The organism is Salinibacterium sp. TMP30, from assembly GCF_038397785.1.
GTDB lineage: Bacteria > Actinomycetota > Actinomycetes > Actinomycetales > Microbacteriaceae > Rhodoglobus.
Map to the genome: position 1 here is coordinate 1,595,050 of NZ_CP151642.1, position 16,479 is coordinate 1,611,528.

General features: G+C 58.0%; 13 protein-coding genes and 3 rRNA genes. 5 read left to right on the forward strand and 11 right to left on the reverse strand.

Annotation, left to right across the window (positions count from 1 at the left end):
* Positions 1-82: 82 nt before the first annotated feature.
* Genes AADH44_RS07785 through AADH44_RS07795 form a run of 3 tightly spaced genes read left to right on the forward strand, consistent with a single transcriptional unit; the run spans position 83 to position 2,236 of the window.
* Positions 83-334: an SHOCT domain-containing protein gene (locus AADH44_RS07785; protein WP_341952165.1), complete on the forward strand. Its 252-nt coding sequence runs from the start codon at positions 83-85 to the stop codon at positions 332-334.
* A complete protein-coding gene (locus AADH44_RS07790) occupies positions 334-1,794 on the forward strand; it encodes a multicopper oxidase family protein (protein WP_341952167.1) in 1,461 nt (486 codons plus the stop codon). Before AADH44_RS07785 ends, AADH44_RS07790 begins: the two co-directional genes overlap by 1 nt.
* A 16-nt stretch (positions 1,795-1,810) precedes the next feature.
* Complete coding sequence (locus AADH44_RS07795; protein WP_341952169.1) at positions 1,811-2,236, forward strand: DUF302 domain-containing protein; 426 nt, start codon at positions 1,811-1,813, stop codon at positions 2,234-2,236.
* A gap of 47 nt (positions 2,237-2,283) precedes the next feature.
* Here AADH44_RS07795 and AADH44_RS07800 read toward each other — a convergent pair whose 3' ends face one another.
* The 9 genes from AADH44_RS07800 to tyrS all read right to left on the reverse strand — a co-directional run bounded on the left by AADH44_RS07800 (position 2,284) and on the right by tyrS (position 13,643).
* Entirely contained in the window at positions 2,284-3,078 is a 795-nt protein-coding gene (locus AADH44_RS07800; protein WP_341952171.1) for a TlyA family RNA methyltransferase, read from the reverse strand.
* The gene (locus tag AADH44_RS07805; protein WP_341952173.1) at positions 3,071-3,223 is read right to left on the reverse strand and encodes a hypothetical protein; all 153 of its coding nucleotides are present in this window, start codon (positions 3,221-3,223) and stop codon (positions 3,071-3,073) included. The genes AADH44_RS07800 and AADH44_RS07805 overlap by 8 nt, the downstream gene beginning before the upstream one ends.
* 2 nt (positions 3,224-3,225) lie before the next feature.
* On the reverse strand, positions 3,226-4,224 hold the full coding sequence (locus AADH44_RS07810; protein ID WP_341952174.1) for an HAD-IIA family hydrolase: 999 nt from the start codon (positions 4,222-4,224) through the stop codon (positions 3,226-3,228).
* Entirely contained in the window at positions 4,214-5,005 is a 792-nt protein-coding gene (locus tag AADH44_RS07815; RefSeq protein WP_341952175.1) for a hypothetical protein, read from the reverse strand. Before AADH44_RS07815 ends, AADH44_RS07810 begins: the two co-directional genes overlap by 11 nt.
* Positions 4,966-5,844: a hypothetical protein gene (locus AADH44_RS07820; RefSeq protein WP_341952176.1), complete on the reverse strand. Its 879-nt coding sequence runs from the start codon at positions 5,842-5,844 to the stop codon at positions 4,966-4,968. Before AADH44_RS07820 ends, AADH44_RS07815 begins: the two co-directional genes overlap by 40 nt.
* Before the next feature lie 93 nt (positions 5,845-5,937).
* Positions 5,938-6,054: ribosomal RNA gene (rrf, locus tag AADH44_RS07825) — 5S ribosomal RNA — on the reverse strand.
* Positions 6,055-6,234: 180 nt separating this feature from the next.
* Positions 6,235-9,351, reverse strand: a 23S ribosomal RNA gene (locus AADH44_RS07830).
* Between the two features lie 504 nt (positions 9,352-9,855).
* A 16S ribosomal RNA gene (locus AADH44_RS07835) occupies positions 9,856-11,380 on the reverse strand.
* Together the 16S, 23S and 5S rRNA genes form the textbook arrangement of a ribosomal RNA operon.
* 952 nt (positions 11,381-12,332) lie before the next feature.
* Complete coding sequence (gene tyrS / locus AADH44_RS07840; protein ID WP_341952177.1) at positions 12,333-13,643, reverse strand: tyrosine--tRNA ligase; 1,311 nt, start codon at positions 13,641-13,643, stop codon at positions 12,333-12,335.
* Between the two features lie 125 nt (positions 13,644-13,768).
* On the opposite strand from tyrS, the gene AADH44_RS07845 reads away from it, so the two are divergent.
* Positions 13,769-14,437: a DNA-binding protein gene (locus tag AADH44_RS07845; RefSeq protein ID WP_341952178.1), complete on the forward strand. Its 669-nt coding sequence runs from the start codon at positions 13,769-13,771 to the stop codon at positions 14,435-14,437.
* Positions 14,434-14,988: a hypothetical protein gene (locus tag AADH44_RS07850; RefSeq protein WP_341952180.1), complete on the forward strand. Its 555-nt coding sequence runs from the start codon at positions 14,434-14,436 to the stop codon at positions 14,986-14,988. Before AADH44_RS07845 ends, AADH44_RS07850 begins: the two co-directional genes overlap by 4 nt.
* 40 nt (positions 14,989-15,028) lie before the next feature.
* On the opposite strand, the gene AADH44_RS07855 is transcribed toward AADH44_RS07850, so the two are convergent.
* Positions 15,029-15,892, reverse strand: coding sequence for a DUF817 domain-containing protein (locus AADH44_RS07855; RefSeq protein ID WP_341952182.1), 864 nt, complete (start codon positions 15,890-15,892; stop codon positions 15,029-15,031).
* Positions 15,892-16,479 carry a DNA-3-methyladenine glycosylase gene (locus AADH44_RS07860; RefSeq protein ID WP_341952184.1) on the reverse strand — a complete coding sequence of 196 codons (588 nt, stop codon included), beginning with the start codon at positions 16,477-16,479 and terminating at the stop codon, positions 15,892-15,894. Before AADH44_RS07860 ends, AADH44_RS07855 begins: the two co-directional genes overlap by 1 nt.

Genomic DNA, 16,479 nt, shown 5'->3' on the forward strand with positions numbered 1-16,479 from the left:
TGATACCTCTAGGGGTATCGTGGGGCCAAACGTGACTACATGCGTGACTACATGCGTGATTACATGAAAGGAACGAGATCTGATGATGTGGGGCTACGGAAATATGGGATGGGCCTGGGGATACGGGCTGCTGGCACTAGCAGGCGTCGCCTTGCTCATCTATGTCATTGTTCGTTTAGCGTCGAACAGGTCCGGGAGCGACAACACACGATCTGCTTCGCGGCCCGCCGGCTCCTCCACTGCGAAACGAATCCTCGAGGAGCGTTTCGCGCGTGGGGAGCTCACCGCGGAACAGTACCGTGAACAGTTGCGGGTCCTCGACGAATCCCCATAATGCCCACGTTCAGTCGCCGTAACGCCCTGATCCTCGGAGGTGTCGGAATTACGGGTACGGCTGTGGGCGCAACCGGATTCTTCGTCAATCAACGCCTTTCGTCCCGCTCGTCGCAGGCAACAACATCCGGAAATTCCCTCATCGAGCCCACCGAGCTACAAAGCGTCGATGGCGCCCTCGCCGTTTCCCTCGAGTCATCTCCCCAGCAGGTGAGTATCGCCGGCCGTAACGTGCAAGCGCTGAGTTACAACGGCGGCGTGCCCGGCCCTACGTTGCGCGTTCGACCGGGAGACACCCTCAGCGTGAGCCTTCGAAATGGCCTGAAAGACCCCAGCAACCTCCATGTCCACGGCCTCCACGTGTCGCCCGAGGGCACAAGCGACAACGTGTTCGTCACCGTCGAAGCGGGCGACTCCTTCGATTACCAGTACGAACTGCCCGCCGATCACCCTCCGGGCGTTTATTGGTATCACCCACACCACCACGGATTCGTCGCCGACCAAGTGTTCAGCGGCCTGTATGGCGCCATCATCGTCGAAGACCCCGATGCCATCCCTGTAGAGCGGGAGCGCGTGCTCGTCATCTCCGACATCACTTTCGATTCCGCCGGAAATATTCCCCCGGCGACGCCAATGGACACGATGTCTGGACGTGAGGGAGAGCTCGTCCTCGTCAACGGACAACTCACCCCCGGAATGGATGCCCGCCCCGGCGAACGAGAACGATGGCGCATCGTCAATGCGTGCGTATCCCGCTACCTGCGACTGCGCCTCGATGGTCAGCAGTTGACCCTCCTCGGTATCGACTCCGGGCGTTTCGAATCCGCGCATGAGATTGACGAGGTCGTACTAGCGCCAGGCAACCGAGCAGATCTCGTCGTCACCGGAAGTGCTGGTAACGCCACGCTGAGCGCCCTCCCCTACGACCGCGGATCAGCCGGCGGAATGATGATGGGAAGCCGCAACTCTCGTAGCGCCGACGAAATCGTGCTGGCCACATTCACCGTGGCGGGTGACACCGTTGCCCCAGTCGCCGCGATACCCATGCAAGCGGTTCAACGCGACCTCCGCAGCGCTACCGTAACCGCCCGGCGCGAACTGGTCTTCGCAATGGGAATGGGAATGGGCGGTGGCATGATGTCCCCCACAATCAACGGTCGCGCATTCGATGCCAGCCGAATCGATACGACCGTGCAATTCGGCAGCGTGGAGGAATGGCTGCTGACAAATACCAGCACCCTCGATCATCCGCTCCACCTCCACGTGTGGCCGATGCAGATCGTCGAACAGGATGGGCGCCCCGTCGACACCATGATGTGGCAGGACGTCGTGAACATTCCTGCCCGCAGCACCACGCGCGTGCGGATCGCGTTTGACGACTTCAGCGGAAAAACCGTGTACCACTGCCACATTCTCGACCACGAAGACAACGGGATGATGGGAATCATCAACGCAAACTGACAATAAGGAGAAACGCATGAACTATGCACACACAATCACCATTTCATTGCCCCACGAGGAAGCAGTCTCTAGGGTGAAGCAAGAACTCGCAAATCAAGGGTTTGGCGTTCTTTCGGAAATCGACATCCATGCCACTTTCGAAGCGAAGCTTGGCGTCGAAAGCGCACAGACGCTCGGCGACTACGTGATCTTGGGCGCGTGCAACCCGCTCCTCGCTGAACAGGCACTCGCTGCGGACCCCGACATGGGATTGCTGCTGCCGTGCAACGTGGTCATCCGACGAAGCCCGTCGGCACACACCACCACGGTTCAAGCCATCAACCCGCAAACGATGGTGCAGCTGAGCGAAGCACCGGAAATCCAGAACGTTGCAGACCACGCCGATGAACGTCTTCTCGCCGCGCTGGCCGCTCTCGAAGGAGAGAAAGCTGCAAATAGCTAGAGGTTCTCAGGATCTGGGGCTTCTCAGCAGCTAAGGGTTCTCAGGAACTAAGCGATAGCGGAGACGCGGCCTCGCCACTCTGTCGGGTTGCTACCCGATCGTGCGCTCAACCAGACCAGATACTCACGGTTTCCGGCATTCCCGGCGATTGGTGAGGAGATGACGCCTGCCGTGCCGAGCCCCACATCCCACGCCGCCCAAAGCACACCCATAATTGCTTCGTCCCGCAGCGCCGCTCCGTGCACGATTCCTTCGCGAATATTGGTGCGGCCCACCTCAAACTGTGGCTTCACGAGCACAACGTAGTCTGCGGCATCCCCGACCGACGCGTGAAGGGCCGGCAGTACGGTGCGCAGCGAGATGAACGACAGATCAGAAACCACGAGCGTGGGAGTCTCGGATGTCCCACTCAGCTCAGCAAGCGACGCGGCGGTGAGATAACGAGCGTTCTCGCGCTCAACCACGCGCACTCGATCATCTGAGCGGATCAGGTCAACGAGTTGACCGTGCCCCACATCAAGCGCGATTACTTCACGGGCGCCGCGTTCGAGCAACACTTGCGTGAAGCCTCCCGTGGACGCGCCTACATCGAGGGCGAGCCTCCCGCTGGCGTCAATACCAAAGGAATCGAGAGCGGCGACGAGTTTGTGGGCGGCCCGACTCACATAGTGATCGGTCTCGGCAACCATGATCGCCTGCGTTTCCGTCACTGGCGTCGACGCTTTCGGCACCGCAACCCCCTCGACCGTCACAAGGTTGTCAGCGATGAGCTTCGCGGCGTGCGTGCGTGATCGTGCAAGACCACGTGCCGCCAACGCAGCATCGAGGCGCATGTTAGCCATGGCGCGGGAACGAGTCCCTACCCTCAAGCTGCTGCTGCAGTTCGTCATGAATCTGCGTGAAGGCGGCCGCTCTCGACTCAAGCGGCTGATCCTCGATCAGGCTTAGTCGTGACATCAGTCCGTCGACGGGTGATTCATCGCTCATACTCACGAATATAGCTCCGCGGGCACCTCAAGGGCGTAGATGGTGCTCCCTGAGTTCCAAATTGCTGCGGATCCTGCCCGCAATCGGTCGATGGATGTTCCGGCCGACGTTACCGTTAATCGCTGCGCTTCGAGGCGCACTGTCGCCGTTCCCACTGTCGTCACCACGGCGGCGCCGTCTCGCGTGACCACGGTCTCGGGATATGGCTCATGCAGCCCCCGCAGGTCGTCGACGATCATCGTCGGACGCTGTTCCGGGACTGCTGCGAGCACTTGCTTTGCTTGGTCGATGCCCGTGAGCACGAGCAGTGAGGGAATGCCGGCTTTGTTCGCGCCCAGAATATCGGTGTCGAGGCGGTCGCCAATCATCAACGCTTCGCGCGACGCATAGCGGGTGAATGCTTCTTCGAAGATGGCGACTTCTGGCTTTCCGGCCACGATCGGCAGTCGACCAATCGCAGTGTGCACCGCAGAGACGAGTGTGCCGTTTCCGGGCGCTGTTCCGCGTGCTTGGGGAATTGTCCAGTCAGTGTTTGTTGCGATCCACGGGATGCCGGCGTCGCCACCTTTGAGGGCAAACGCAGCTTCGGCAAGGTGCACCCACGCCACGTCAGGGGCAAAGCCCTGCACGACTGCGGCCGGTGAATCTTCTGCCGAGCGTGTGACGACGAATCCGGACTTCTCGATTTCGCTCGTGAGCCCATCTCCCCCAACGACCATCACCGTCGATCCTGCAGGAACAAGCTCGCGAAGCAACGCCATGGCTGCCTGTGGCGACGTCACAACATCGTTCGGTTCCACGTGCAGCCCGAGCTCGCTCAGATGAGTGGCGACGGATGCGTCGGTGCGCGAAGCATTATTGGTGATGTAGGCAACCTGTGCACCCTCAATCGCGTTGATGCTGTCGACGGCATACTCGATCGCATCCTGCCCCCGATAGACAACGCCATCGAGGTCTGCCAGAACCAGCGTGATGCCAGTCAGGGGTGTCCTAATCGACACGCTCCCCGCTTTCGCCTTCGTTCCCGTCCGCTTCGTCAGTGCTGCCCACAGGCCCATCGGCATTCTCAATTTCTGTTGTGCCTACCGCATCAGCATCAGCATCATTCTCAATCGACACTGCCGCGCCATCGAACGATGACTCATCGAACTCAAGCTCTTCTTCAATGATCTCTATGGTGGCGTCGCCATCATCGTCAAGCGCATCGGCTGCGATATCGGCGCGCTCAAACCAGGTCGCTGCTTCTTCTGCGCGGCCGAGTTCTTCGAGCACGGTGCCATAGGCGCCAAAGAGTGCGGGGCTGTAGCTGAACGCTTTCGTGGGGTCGAGCTGCGGAATCTGCAGCTCAACGAGTGCTTCTTCGGCCTGACCAAGGTCAAGTCGTGCACCAGACATGGCGATCGCAAGTTCGACCTGCACGGGAGTTGACAGGGTGCTGCGGCGCACAGAGCGACCTAGTTCAAGCGCACGCTCGGGGCGCTCGAGGCCACGTTCGCTATCAACCATCATGGGCAGTTGGTCGTCGCGACCAGAGATGCGTCGGTAGGTGCGCAGTTCGCGCAGTGCAAGTGCGTAGTCCTCAGTGGCATAGGCGGTGATAGCGAGTGTTTCGCGCACAACACCGATACGACCGGCACGACGTGCGGCCGAGATCGCATGTTGGTGGGCAAGCTCTGGATCGCTTTCGATCAGCTGCGAGACCATCACGAGGTGCAGTGCGACGCCGTCAGCATTTTCTTTGCTCAGAGTTTTGAGCTCATTGAGTGCAATACGGTCAAGCATCTTCGGAGTGATGCCCTCGGGGATCTCCGGTGCCTGATGAAAGGCACGGACTGAGCGGATGCCGAAGGGGTCGCGATCTTCTTCTGGCTCGCGTTCGCTGGCGTTGAAGTCTCCGCGTGCGGGCGCACCGCCTTTGGTCCACAAGCGTTTCTCGGGGGGCCCGTCGCTGCGACCGGCCCCGCGATCGGGTCGTCCTCCGCGTTCCGGGCGACCGGAGCCGTCGTTGCGCTGGGCACGAGCTGGGCGATCGCTGCCCTCGGGGCGCCCTGATCGGTCGCTGCGGTCAGGTCGAGCTGAGCGGTCTGGGCGGCCATCGTTCGAACGCTGCGGCCGGCTATCGCGGTCACCTGAGCGCTGCGGCCGGCTATCGCGGTCACCTGAAGAGTCCCGTCGAGGAGCTCGGTCGTCACGACCGGCGTTATCGCGACGGGGTGCACGGTCGTCACGACCGGCGTTATCGCGACGGGGTGCACGGTCGTCACGACCGGCGTTATCGCGACGGGGTGCACGGTCGTCACGACCGGCGTTATCGCGACGCGGTGCACGGTCGTCTCCGCCGTTGGACCCGTATCTAGGCTTGCGGTCGTCGCCGGATGGCGCGCCATCGCGGGGTGGTCGGCGGTCGTCGCTGTCGGGCTTGGCCCGCCAGGGTCGGTCGGAGCCGGATGCTGGCTTGCCGCGAGCTGGGCCACCCGCAGCGTTGTCGCGGCGTGGCCTTCCATCGCTTGGCCGTCCCTCACCTGGGCGCCCACCGGTGGGTCGACCACCAGATCGTGGCGCGCCAGAGCGGTTTCCGTGGGGTCGGCTATCGCGACGTCCATCATTACCTGACGAATCACTCACTCGTTGCTCCTGAATTTTTGTGGGGACTTAACGCAAAATGGCCACCCGCTGTGTCTATTAAACACAGTGGTGGCCATTTCACAATTGAAGTCCGGCGGTGTCCTACTCTCCCACAAGGTCCCCCTTGCAGTACCATCGGCGCAGAGAGTCTTAGCTTCCGGGTTCGGAATGTAACCGGGCGTTTCCCTCTCGCTATGGCCGCCGAAACACTATTGATTTATGTATCAGTCTGGGCCAGAAACATACCCGGACACTCATCGTGAGGATGGGTGCCTGGCTGTGTTAGCTGGGCGCAGTTCCCGACCGTAAATCGGGAACCACAAAGTGGACGCGAGAATTCTTCTCATTCACCATTCGAAGTCCTAAGACTTCCAGTGAGGTGGGGTGTTATCAATTTATCGACTTATTAGTACTGGTCAGCTTCACAGGTCGTTAGTCCCTGCTTCCACATCCAGCCTATCAACGCAGTAGTCTAGCTGCGAGTCTCTCGGCCTAAGCCATGGAAATCTCATCTTGAAGCTGGCTTCCCGCTTAGATGCTTTCAGCGGTTATCCATTCCGAACGTAGCTAATCAGCGGTGCTCCTGGCGGAACAACTGACACACCAGAGGTTCGTCCATCCCGGTCCTCTCGTACTAGGGATAGATCTTCTCAAATTTCCTGCGCGCGCAGAGGATAGGGACCGAACTGTCTCACGACGTTCTAAACCCAGCTCGCGTACCGCTTTAATGGGCGAACAGCCCAACCCTTGGGACCTACTCCAGCCCCAGGATGCGACGAGCCGACATCGAGGTGCCAAACCATGCCGTCGATATGGACTCTTGGGCAAGATCAGCCTGTTATCCCCGAGGTACCTTTTATCCGTTGAGCGACAGCGCTTCCACAAGCCACTGCCGGATCACTAGTCCCGACTTTCGTCCCTGCTCGACTTGTCAGTCTCACAGTCAAGCTCCCTTGTGCACTTACACTCGACACCTGATTACCAACCAGGTTGAGGGAACCTTTGGGCGCCTCCGTTACTTTTTGGGAGGCAACCGCCCCAGTTAAACTACCCACCATGCACTGTCCCTGAACCGGATCACGGTTCGAAGTTAGATATCCAATTTGACCAGAGTGGTATTTCAACAATGACTCCACCTGAACTAGCGTCCAAGCTTCACAGTCTCCCACCTATCCTACACAGGCCAAACCGAACACCAATACAAAGCTATAGTAAAGGTCACGGGGTCTTTCCGTCCTTCTGCGCGTAACGAGCATCTTTACTCGTAGTGCAATTTCGCCGAGTTCGCGGTTGAGACAGCTGGGAAGTCGTTACGCCATTCGTGCAGGTCGGAACTTACCCGACAAGGAATTTCGCTACCTTAGGATGGTTATAGTTACCACCGCCGTTTACTGGGGCTTAAATTCACAGCTTCGCCTTACAGCTAACCGTTCCTCTTAACCTTCCAGCACCGGGCAGGCGTCAGTCCGTATACATCGTCTTGCGACTTAGCACGGACCTGTGTTTTTAGTAAACAGTCGCTTCCCACTGGTCTCTGCGGCCCTGCAGCGCTCCCGGAGCAAGTCCGTTCACGCCTTAGGCCCCCCTTCTCCCGAAGTTACGGGGGCATTTTGCCGAGTTCCTTAACCACGATTCTCTCGATCTCCTTGGTATTCTCTACCTGATCACCTGAGTCGGTTTGGGGTACGGGTAACTTGAACCTCGCGTCGATGCTTTTCTTGGCAGCATAGGATCACTGATTTCGTCTTGACGACTACCCATCGGGTCTCAGGCTTAATGAACGACGGATTTGCCTATCGTTCGCCCTACATCCTTAGACCGGGACAACCATCGCCCGGCTCAGCTACCTTCCTGCGTCACACCTGTTAATACGCTAACCGCACCAGAATAGGGTCGTACGCTAGGCCCCACGCCTCACCCCGAAGGGATCGGTCTAGGGGATTCAGATACTTAGCATTACTGGATTAGTTTGGGCGGTTCTTCGTCAGTACGGGAATATCAACCCGTTGTCCATCGACTACGCCTGTCGGCCTCGCCTTAGGTCCCGACTTACCCAGGGCGGATTAGCCTGGCCCTGGAACCCTTGATCATTCGGAGGACGGGTTTCTCGCCCGTCTTTCGCTACTCATGCCTGCATTCTCACTCGTGTGGCGTCCACGGCTGGTTTACACCGCCGCTTCACTCGCCACACGACGCTCTCCTACCACTCCGTACGGCTGAACCACGAAGGCTTACCTAAAATACGAAATCTACAACTTCGGTGGTGTGCTTGAGCCCCGTTACATTGTCGGCGCGGAATCACTTGACCAGTGAGCTATTACGCACTCTTTCAAGGGTGGCTGCTTCTAAGCCAACCTCCTGGTTGTCTGTGCAACTCCACATCCTTTCCCACTTAGCACACGCTTGGGGACCTTAGTTGGTAGTCTGGGCTGTTACCCTCTCGACGATGAAGCTTATCCCCCACCGTCTCACTGCTGCGCTCTCACTTACCGGCATTCGGAGTTTGGCTAACGTCAGTAACCTTTTAGGGCCCATCAGCTATCCAGTAGCTCTACCTCCGGCAAGAAACACGCAACGCTGCACCTAAATGCATTTCGGAGAGAACCAGCTATCACGAAGTTTGATTGGCCTTTCACCCCTATCCACAGCTCATCCCCTCCATTTTCAACTGAAGTGGGTTCGGTCCTCCACGCGCTCTTACACGCGCTTCAACCTGGCCATGGATAGATCACTTCGCTTCGGGTCTAGAACCAGCGACTAAAACGCCCTATTAAGACTCGCTTTCGCTACGGCTGCCCCACACGGGTTAACCTCGCCACTGATCACTAACTCGCAGGCTCATTCTTCAAAAGGCACGCTGTCACCCCTACTAAGGAGGCTCCAACGGTTTGTAAGCAAACGGTTTCAGGTACTATTTCACTCCCCTCCCGGGGTACTTTTCACCTTTCCCTCACGGTACTTGTCCGCTATCGGTCATCTGGAAGTATTTAGGCTTATCAGGTGGTCCTGACAGATTCACACGGGATTTCTCGGGCCCCGTGCTACTTGGGATACTCTTCGAACCATTGACACATTTCGACTACGGGGCTGGCACCCGCTATGGCGTGGCTTTCAATCCACTTCGTCTATATATCGTTGTAATTCTTGCTGTACGGCAGTAACAGCCAAAAAGTCCCACTACCCCGACCATGCAACGCCTGCCGGCTATCACACATGATCGGTTTGGCCTCTTCCGGTTTCGCTCGCCACTACTAACGGAATCACGGTTGTTTTCTCTTCCTGTGGGTACTGAGATGTTTCACTTCCCCACGTTCCCTCTACCCGCCCTATATATTCAGGCGGGAGTCACTGAGTCGTCTTACAACGCCCAGCGGGGTTTCCCCATTCGGAAATCCTCGGATCACAGCTCTATTATCAGCTCCCCGAGGCTTATCGCAGATTTATACGTCCTTCTTCGGCTCCAGATGCCAAGGCATCCACCGTTTGCTCTTAGAAAATTGATTATCACATGAGTATAAGAATCGATCGCAACACCAAAGTGTTGAGATTGACCAATGAACTCCCACAACCGAAGTTGCGAAAAGTTATTGTTATTTATGTGATCCGACCTTTCGGTCGAATCTAAGATGCTCGCGTCCACTGTGTAGTTCTCAAAATACGGGCGGTATCCTCCACCACCCCCGACACGTCGGAGATGACACCAGGATCCATCAGACCCAGACACCCTTTCGAGTGTCTCAAGTCCTAAGGTACGAAACCGAATCTTTCAATCCGGGCCCGGTCCCTCAGGACCCAACAACGTGCACAGACCAGCACCACCATCTCCCCTCGTTCCTACCAACAACGTTGGTGTACTGAAGAGAAAACAGATCCTCTGATCACAATGTCAATGTTCCACCCATGAGCGCCGTCCATCCCGAACAGGATGGTACGACTTGGCAAGTAACTCCATGGACTCGCGAACTGTAAACAGGAACGCTCCCCCACGGCTTGCACATGCTCCTTAGAAAGGAGGTGATCCAGCCGCACCTTCCGGTACGGCTACCTTGTTACGACTTAGTCCTAATCACCAATCCCACCTTCGACAGCTCCTCCCCTTGCGGGTTAGGCCACTGGCTTCGGGTGTTACCGACTTTCATGACTTGACGGGCGGTGTGTACAAGGCCCGGGAACGTATTCACCGCAGCGTTGCTGATCTGCGATTACTAGCGACTCCGACTTCATGAGGTCGAGTTGCAGACCTCAATCCGAACTGAGACCGACTTTTTGGGATTCGCTCCACCTTGCGGTATTGCAGCCCTTTGTATCGGCCATTGTAGCATGCGTGAAGCCCAAGACATAAGGGGCATGATGATTTGACGTCATCCCCACCTTCCTCCGAGTTGACCCCGGCAGTCTCCTTTGAGTTCCCACCATTACGTGCTGGCAACAAAGAACGAGGGTTGCGCTCGTTGCGGGACTTAACCCAACATCTCACGACACGAGCTGACGACAACCATGCACCACCTGTTTACGAGTGTCCAAAGAGTGAACTATTTCTAGCCCGTTCTCGTATATGTCAAGTCTTGGTAAGGTTCTTCGCGTTGCATCGAATTAATCCGCATGCTCCGCCGCTTGTGCGGGCCCCCGTCAATTCCTTTGAGTTTTAGCCTTGCGGCCGTACTCCCCAGGCGGGGAACTTAATGCGTTAGCTGCGACACAGAAACCGTGGAATGGTCCCTACATCTAGTTCCCAACGTTTACGGCATGGACTACCAGGGTATCTAATCCTGTTCGCTCCCCATGCTTTCGCTCCTCAGCGTCAGTTACGGCCCAGAGATCTGCCTTCGCCATCGGTGTTCCTCCTGATATCTGCGCATTCCACCGCTACACCAGGAATTCCAATCTCCCCTACCGCACTCTAGTCTGCCCGTACCCACTGCAGGCTGGAGGTTGAGCCTCCAGTTTTCACAGCAGACGCGACAAACCGCCTACGAGCTCTTTACGCCCAATAATTCCGGATAACGCTTGCACCCTACGTATTACCGCGGCTGCTGGCACGTAGTTAGCCGGTGCTTTTTCTGCAGGTACCGTCACTTTCGCTTCTTCCCTACTAAAAGAGGTTTACAACCCGAAGGCCGTCGTCCCTCACGCGGCGTTGCTGCATCAGGCTTTCGCCCATTGTGCAATATTCCCCACTGCTGCCTCCCGTAGGAGTCTGGACCGTGTCTCAGTTCCAGTGTGGCCGGTCACCCTCTCAGGCCGGCTACCCGTCGTAGGCTTGGTGAGCTATTACCTCACCAACTACCTGATAGGCCGCGAGTCCATCCTTGACCGAAATTCTTTCCAACTCCTAGCCATGCGGCTGAAGCTCGTATCCAGTATTAGACGTCGTTTCCAACGCTTATTCCAGAGTCAAGGGCAGGTTACTCACGTGTTACTCACCCGTTCGCCACTAATCCACCAGAGCAAGCTCCAGCTTCATCGTTCGACTTGCATGTGTTAAGCACGCCGCCAGCGTTCATCCTGAGCCAGGATCAAACTCTCCATAAATGTTTGATAGCAACCACAGACCAAAGCCTGCAGAAGCACATCTTGTGCAAAGACTGACCGGAATAGGTCAGAACCTTGCAAGTTTGAAACTGACAGAACAAATCAATACTGACTTGCTTTGTTGTTTATATCTTTTCCAAAGGAATCCGCTGCACCCTCACAACCAACCCGAAATAGGTTGATCACAAAAAGCACAGTCGGGTTTTTGGCATTTGACATTGTGCACGCTGTTGAGTTCTCAAGGATCGGACGCTCCTGACCTCCACCGAAAACGGCTTCACCCCAGGGCAACAAAACCTGTGTAAGCGCCCCCCGCAAAACTGCAGAAGGCAACCTGTCTAACTTACCAGCTTCACCATACTTGTCAAATCCGCCACCGTGAACCACACGGCACACAACAACAGACCAACACACGCATGAAGCGGGATGTCATCCAAAGGCCCGACACCGAAACTCACAAGAGGAATTCCGCTACCCGACCGGACTAAAACTATAACAGATTTAGAGGATGCTGGCCCCCACTTGAGGCCGGAAACCTAGCAGCAGAACTGCCCGGGTTATCCGCACCTTTGGGGTGACAAGAAAGAACTTTACGTGCACAATCCCCCACCCACCAAACCCTCCCCCATCCCGGGCGTGTCGCACCCCAACACCCACCAAAAGACAGGAGAGTAGCCCAACGTTGAGGTGAAAGTTGAGACTCGAAACAGCGAAGCGCCACTAGTCAGCGTCGCAGGCTCTAGCGACACCGAAACCTCATCACGAGCATCGGCATCGAAGAACTACGCTGCGAGATCACCACCGCCCACGATCCAGTTGTCGCCGTCACCAGCTGCCTCGCGAACCGCTGGCAGAGCATCCGCCACACGCCCCGGAAGGAGCAAAAGGTGGCTGATCATCGCTGGCTACCGCGAACAACCAGTCGAGTGGCTCGGCTTCATCAGCAATCCAACTACGAGGTGACGAAGATTCCCGCGAGAGTCTTTTTGCCCCGACGGAGCACCGCCACGTTTCCTGGCAAGAGGTCACTGCCAACGGTCGCCTTGTCATCCGCTACCGCAACGTTGTTGAGGTACACGCCACCCTGCGAGATCGCCCGACGGGCTTCGCTGGCGCTAGCAACCAACCCGGTGTCGACCAGCAGCTGCACTATCGTCGAATCGGTCGGCACCTCAACGTGCGAAAGCTCACGCAACGCGGCGGCAAGCGTGAGCTCATCGAGCGCGCTCAACTCCCCCTGACCAAAGAGCGCCGCCGACGCAGCAATAGCGGCCTCGGTCGCTACACGCCCATGCACTAGCGAGGTCACCTCGAACGCGAGAGTCTTCTGAGCTTCACGCTTGAACGGCGCATCGGCTACGGCAGTCTCGAGTTCGGTAATGCGCTCCCGCGAGAAGAACGTGAAGATCTTCAAGCGCTGCACAACATCGGCATCGTCGGTATTGAGCCAAAACTGGTAGAACGCGTACGGGCTCGTCATCGCGTCATCCAGCCAGACCGCGTTGCCCTCGCTCTTGCCGAACTTTGTGCCATCCGAGTTCGTGATCAGCGGAGTGCCGATCGCGTGAACGCTCACCCCTTCAGCCTTATGAATGAGATCCGTGCCGCTCGTCAGGTTGCCCCACTGGTCGCTGCCACCGGTCTGCAACACACAGTCGTAGCTGCGGTAGAGCTCGAGGTAATCCATTCCCTGCATCACCTGGTAACTGAACTCGGTGTAGCTAATGCCGGCGTCGCTGTTGAGACGCGCGCTGACGGCATCCTTTTTCAGCATCGTGCCGACACGGAAGTATTTGCCGACATCCCTCAAGAAATCGATGGCGCTCATCGGCGAGGTCCAGTCGAGGTTATTGACCATGCGCACAGCATTGTCACCCTCGGTGCTCAAAAACTTAGACACTTGGGCTTGCAGGTAACTGACCCACTCGGCAACAGTCTCGTTGTCATTGAGGGTGCGCTCCGCTGTGGGCCGGGGATCTCCGATGAGTCCGGTTGCTCCCCCAACAAGCCCTAACGGTTTGTGGCCGGCAAGTTGGAGGCGACGCAGCAACAGGAGTTGCACGAGGTTTCCGAGATGCAGACTCGGTGCCGTGGGGTCGAATCCGCAATAGTAGGTGATCGGTTCACCAGCGAGAAGTTCTGTGAGAGCATCCGCGTCGGTGGAAACGTGCACAAGTCCGCGCCAGGTGAGTTCATCCCACAAGCTCTCGAAGGAGCTGTCGTTACTTTGGCTGCTGAGTGATTCTGATGCTGTCGCTGACACGTCTTCAACCGTAGTGGAGGTTATGAGTGTTGATGACGAGCAGCCGCAGCAACGCTGGGAGACTGATTCTGTGAAATCAGTGGTGTGGGCCTGATATTCCGGAATCAATGCTGTAGCCTTTAGCCATGTTTGTGATTACCGCCGACCAACGAAACAGCAGACGCAGCACGGATGCCGTGGCCGAAGCTTTGACCCTGCTCAACGAGGAGAGGCGCGATGACCTCGCCCTTGCCGCCGAACGCACCGCCGGCGACGAAGTGCAAATGCTCCTGAACTCAGCACACGCCGCCCTTGAGATTGCTCTCGAACTAACCCGAACAGGCCAGTGGAGTGTTGGCATCGGAATCGGCAACGTACCCACCCCGTACGGCGCAACCGTACGGGCGACCAGTGGCCCAGCATTCATCGCCGCCCGCACCGCTATCGAGAGGGCAAAGAAAAGCCCAGCCAAGTGCTCTGTCGAATCGGACCCGTCGAGCGAACTCGCCCGCGACATCGACCCGCTTCTGGAACTGCTCATCCTGATGCGAAACCGTCGAACCGACAACGGCTGGCAACTCTACGACCTACTCGACACCGGAATCACCCAAGCAGACGCCGCCGAAAAGTTGGGCATCTCGCCCCAATCAGCAAGCCAACGCGCGCTCGTCGCCGGGCTCCGCACAGAAGAAGACGCAGTGGTGGCACTTGCCAACCTTCTCGACAGAGCACACAGTGACATAAACAACAGCAGCGCAGACAACGCTGCTGTCGACAAAGAAACTTCGCGCGACGCAGAGGAAGGTAGATCATGATCGGTTGGTGGATCGCGGTACTAGTTCTCACGATCGGTGCGATCGGTGCCGCCATGATCGCGGCGCGCACAGAAAAATACTGGCTCGCAACGGTCTCATTGGTGCCCGTTGCCGTTGCGCTCATCCTCGGCTCGACAGGAAACCCCCTCCCCGGAAACATGTCAGGCCTCGTCGTGCTGATGAGCGCTGCGCTCGTCGCGCTAGCCACAATCGCCGGCAGCCCACTCGTGGCACTCGCGCTCTCACTCGCTTCCTATCCGGCCCCGCGCGGAGAACACGGCGGAATCCTCGTGGCCGACGGTGACTCCCCCCTGCCCAAGCGTGAAGTACTGCGCGGCGGAACAACAATCGGCTACCTCGAGCGGTTCGCATTCATTGGATCGCTCATGGTCGGGCAACCCGGCGCTATCGCCGTCATCGTTGCGATCAAAGGCCTTGGCCGTTTCTCCGAACTCGAAAACGCTGCCGCCCGCGAACGATTCATCATCGGCACCCTCGTGAGTTTGGTGTGGGCCGGGCTCTGCACCGCCGCACTCCTCGTCGGGCGCTAGAACTCCACTTCGGGTGCTAAAGCTGTTCGTTGCGCGCCAGTTACTCGACTTCGGGTGGGCGCGGCTTCTCCACCCATGTCACTAGCACCACCGACACGATGATGAGCAACAGCCAAGAACCGAGCTTGGCGATAGACACCAGCTCCCAACCATCTGATTGGTTGGGATAAACCCACGCGTTCGACCAGGTCGCCACATTCTCGGCAACCCAAATGAACAAGGCCACCAACACAAACGACACCAGGATGGGCATCCGGAACCTTGCCCTCGACACCCGCACATGCATCACGGTGCGCCAATAAATCACAGCGACCGCGGCAAACAGGAACCAGCGTGCATCCACGATGAAGTGGTGGCTGAAAAAGTTGACGTAGATGAGGGCCGCCAAGATTGCCGTGATCCAGCGCCGCGGATAGCGGTCGAAACGCAACTCGAACAAACGGAAAACCCGCACCATGTACGAACCCACCGCGGCATACATGAACCCGCTATACAGCGGCACTCCGAAGACATGAAGAATGCCCTCGCCCTCATAGGTCCACGAGCCCACGTCGGTCTTGAAAATCTCCATCACCGTACCCACAACGTGGAACAGAATGATCACCCGCAACTCGCGCAGAGTCTCCAGCTTGAAGACCACCATGAGCACCTGGATCGTCAGCGCCGCCAGCACCAAAAAATCGTTGCGCGCCAGCGTCGCCGAATCCGGATACCAGAGCCTAGTAAGTACGAGCACCGCCAACAGCGCCCCACCGAACACGCACGCCCACGCCTGCTTGAGCACAAACACCGTGAACTCGATTGCCCACGCGCGCGCTCGACTTTGGTTCGGACTGGTTTGCCGATCGAGCGTGCGATGAGCCCACTCATCAATTCGCTGCTCCAGCGAAGTAAACCGGGCCATCAGCGGCGCTTGCGCTTCACGGCCGGCCGGTACGGGGACACGCTCGGCTCCCCCGGAATCCAAAAACGCCACGGATACGAATTGCTGCCACCATCGCCAGAAACACCCGTGCGTGGCCCAGCGCTGAACAGCGCCCGCGAGTGAGACAGTTCCAGGCGCACGCGACCCGACTCCAGGTTGTCGCCGGCGTCATCCAGTCGAATACCAAGAGCGACCGCCAGCCGTGCCGGACCCTGCGCAAGATCGGCCGGCTTTCGCGAGGTCGTGCGACGTTCGCGGGCAAGATCGGCTCCTTCGACAACCTCCCCCGCGCGCAACAGAATTCCCGATGCAACGCCCTCGGGCATGCACACCACGTTGGCGCAGGTGTGCATGCCATAGGTGAAGTAGGTGTACAGACGACCGGGCGGGCCGTACATTACCGCGTTCCGTTTTCCCAGTCCACGAAAGGCATGCGAGCCAGGATCACCGTCGCCCATATAGGCCTCAACCTCGGTAAGCCGAACAGCAACATCACCCACGCGCACAACCGCACCCAGCAGTAACGGGGCAACCTCAGTTGCCGGGCGACTGAGCAACTCGAACAC

Excerpts from the sequence above, each read along its gene's own strand:
- AADH44_RS07785 (WP_341952165.1), top strand. The coding sequence starts at position 83 with ATGATGTGGGGCTACGGAAATATGGGATGGGCCTGGGGATACGGGCTG.
- AADH44_RS07790 (WP_341952167.1), top strand. The coding sequence starts at position 334 with ATGCCCACGTTCAGTCGCCGTAACGCCCTGATCCTCGGAGGTGTCGGA.
- AADH44_RS07795 (WP_341952169.1), top strand. The coding sequence starts at position 1,811 with ATGAACTATGCACACACAATCACCATTTCATTGCCCCACGAGGAAGCA.
- AADH44_RS07800 (WP_341952171.1), bottom strand. The coding sequence starts at position 3,078 with ATGGCTAACATGCGCCTCGATGCTGCGTTGGCGGCACGTGGTCTTGCA.
- AADH44_RS07805 (WP_341952173.1), bottom strand. The coding sequence starts at position 3,223 with ATGAGCGATGAATCACCCGTCGACGGACTGATGTCACGACTAAGCCTG.
- AADH44_RS07815 (WP_341952175.1), bottom strand. The coding sequence starts at position 5,005 with ATGCTTGACCGTATTGCACTCAATGAGCTCAAAACTCTGAGCAAAGAA.
- AADH44_RS07845 (WP_341952178.1), top strand. The coding sequence starts at position 13,769 with ATGTTTGTGATTACCGCCGACCAACGAAACAGCAGACGCAGCACGGAT.
- AADH44_RS07850 (WP_341952180.1), top strand. The coding sequence starts at position 14,434 with ATGATCGGTTGGTGGATCGCGGTACTAGTTCTCACGATCGGTGCGATC.
- AADH44_RS07855 (WP_341952182.1), bottom strand. The coding sequence starts at position 15,892 with ATGGCCCGGTTTACTTCGCTGGAGCAGCGAATTGATGAGTGGGCTCAT.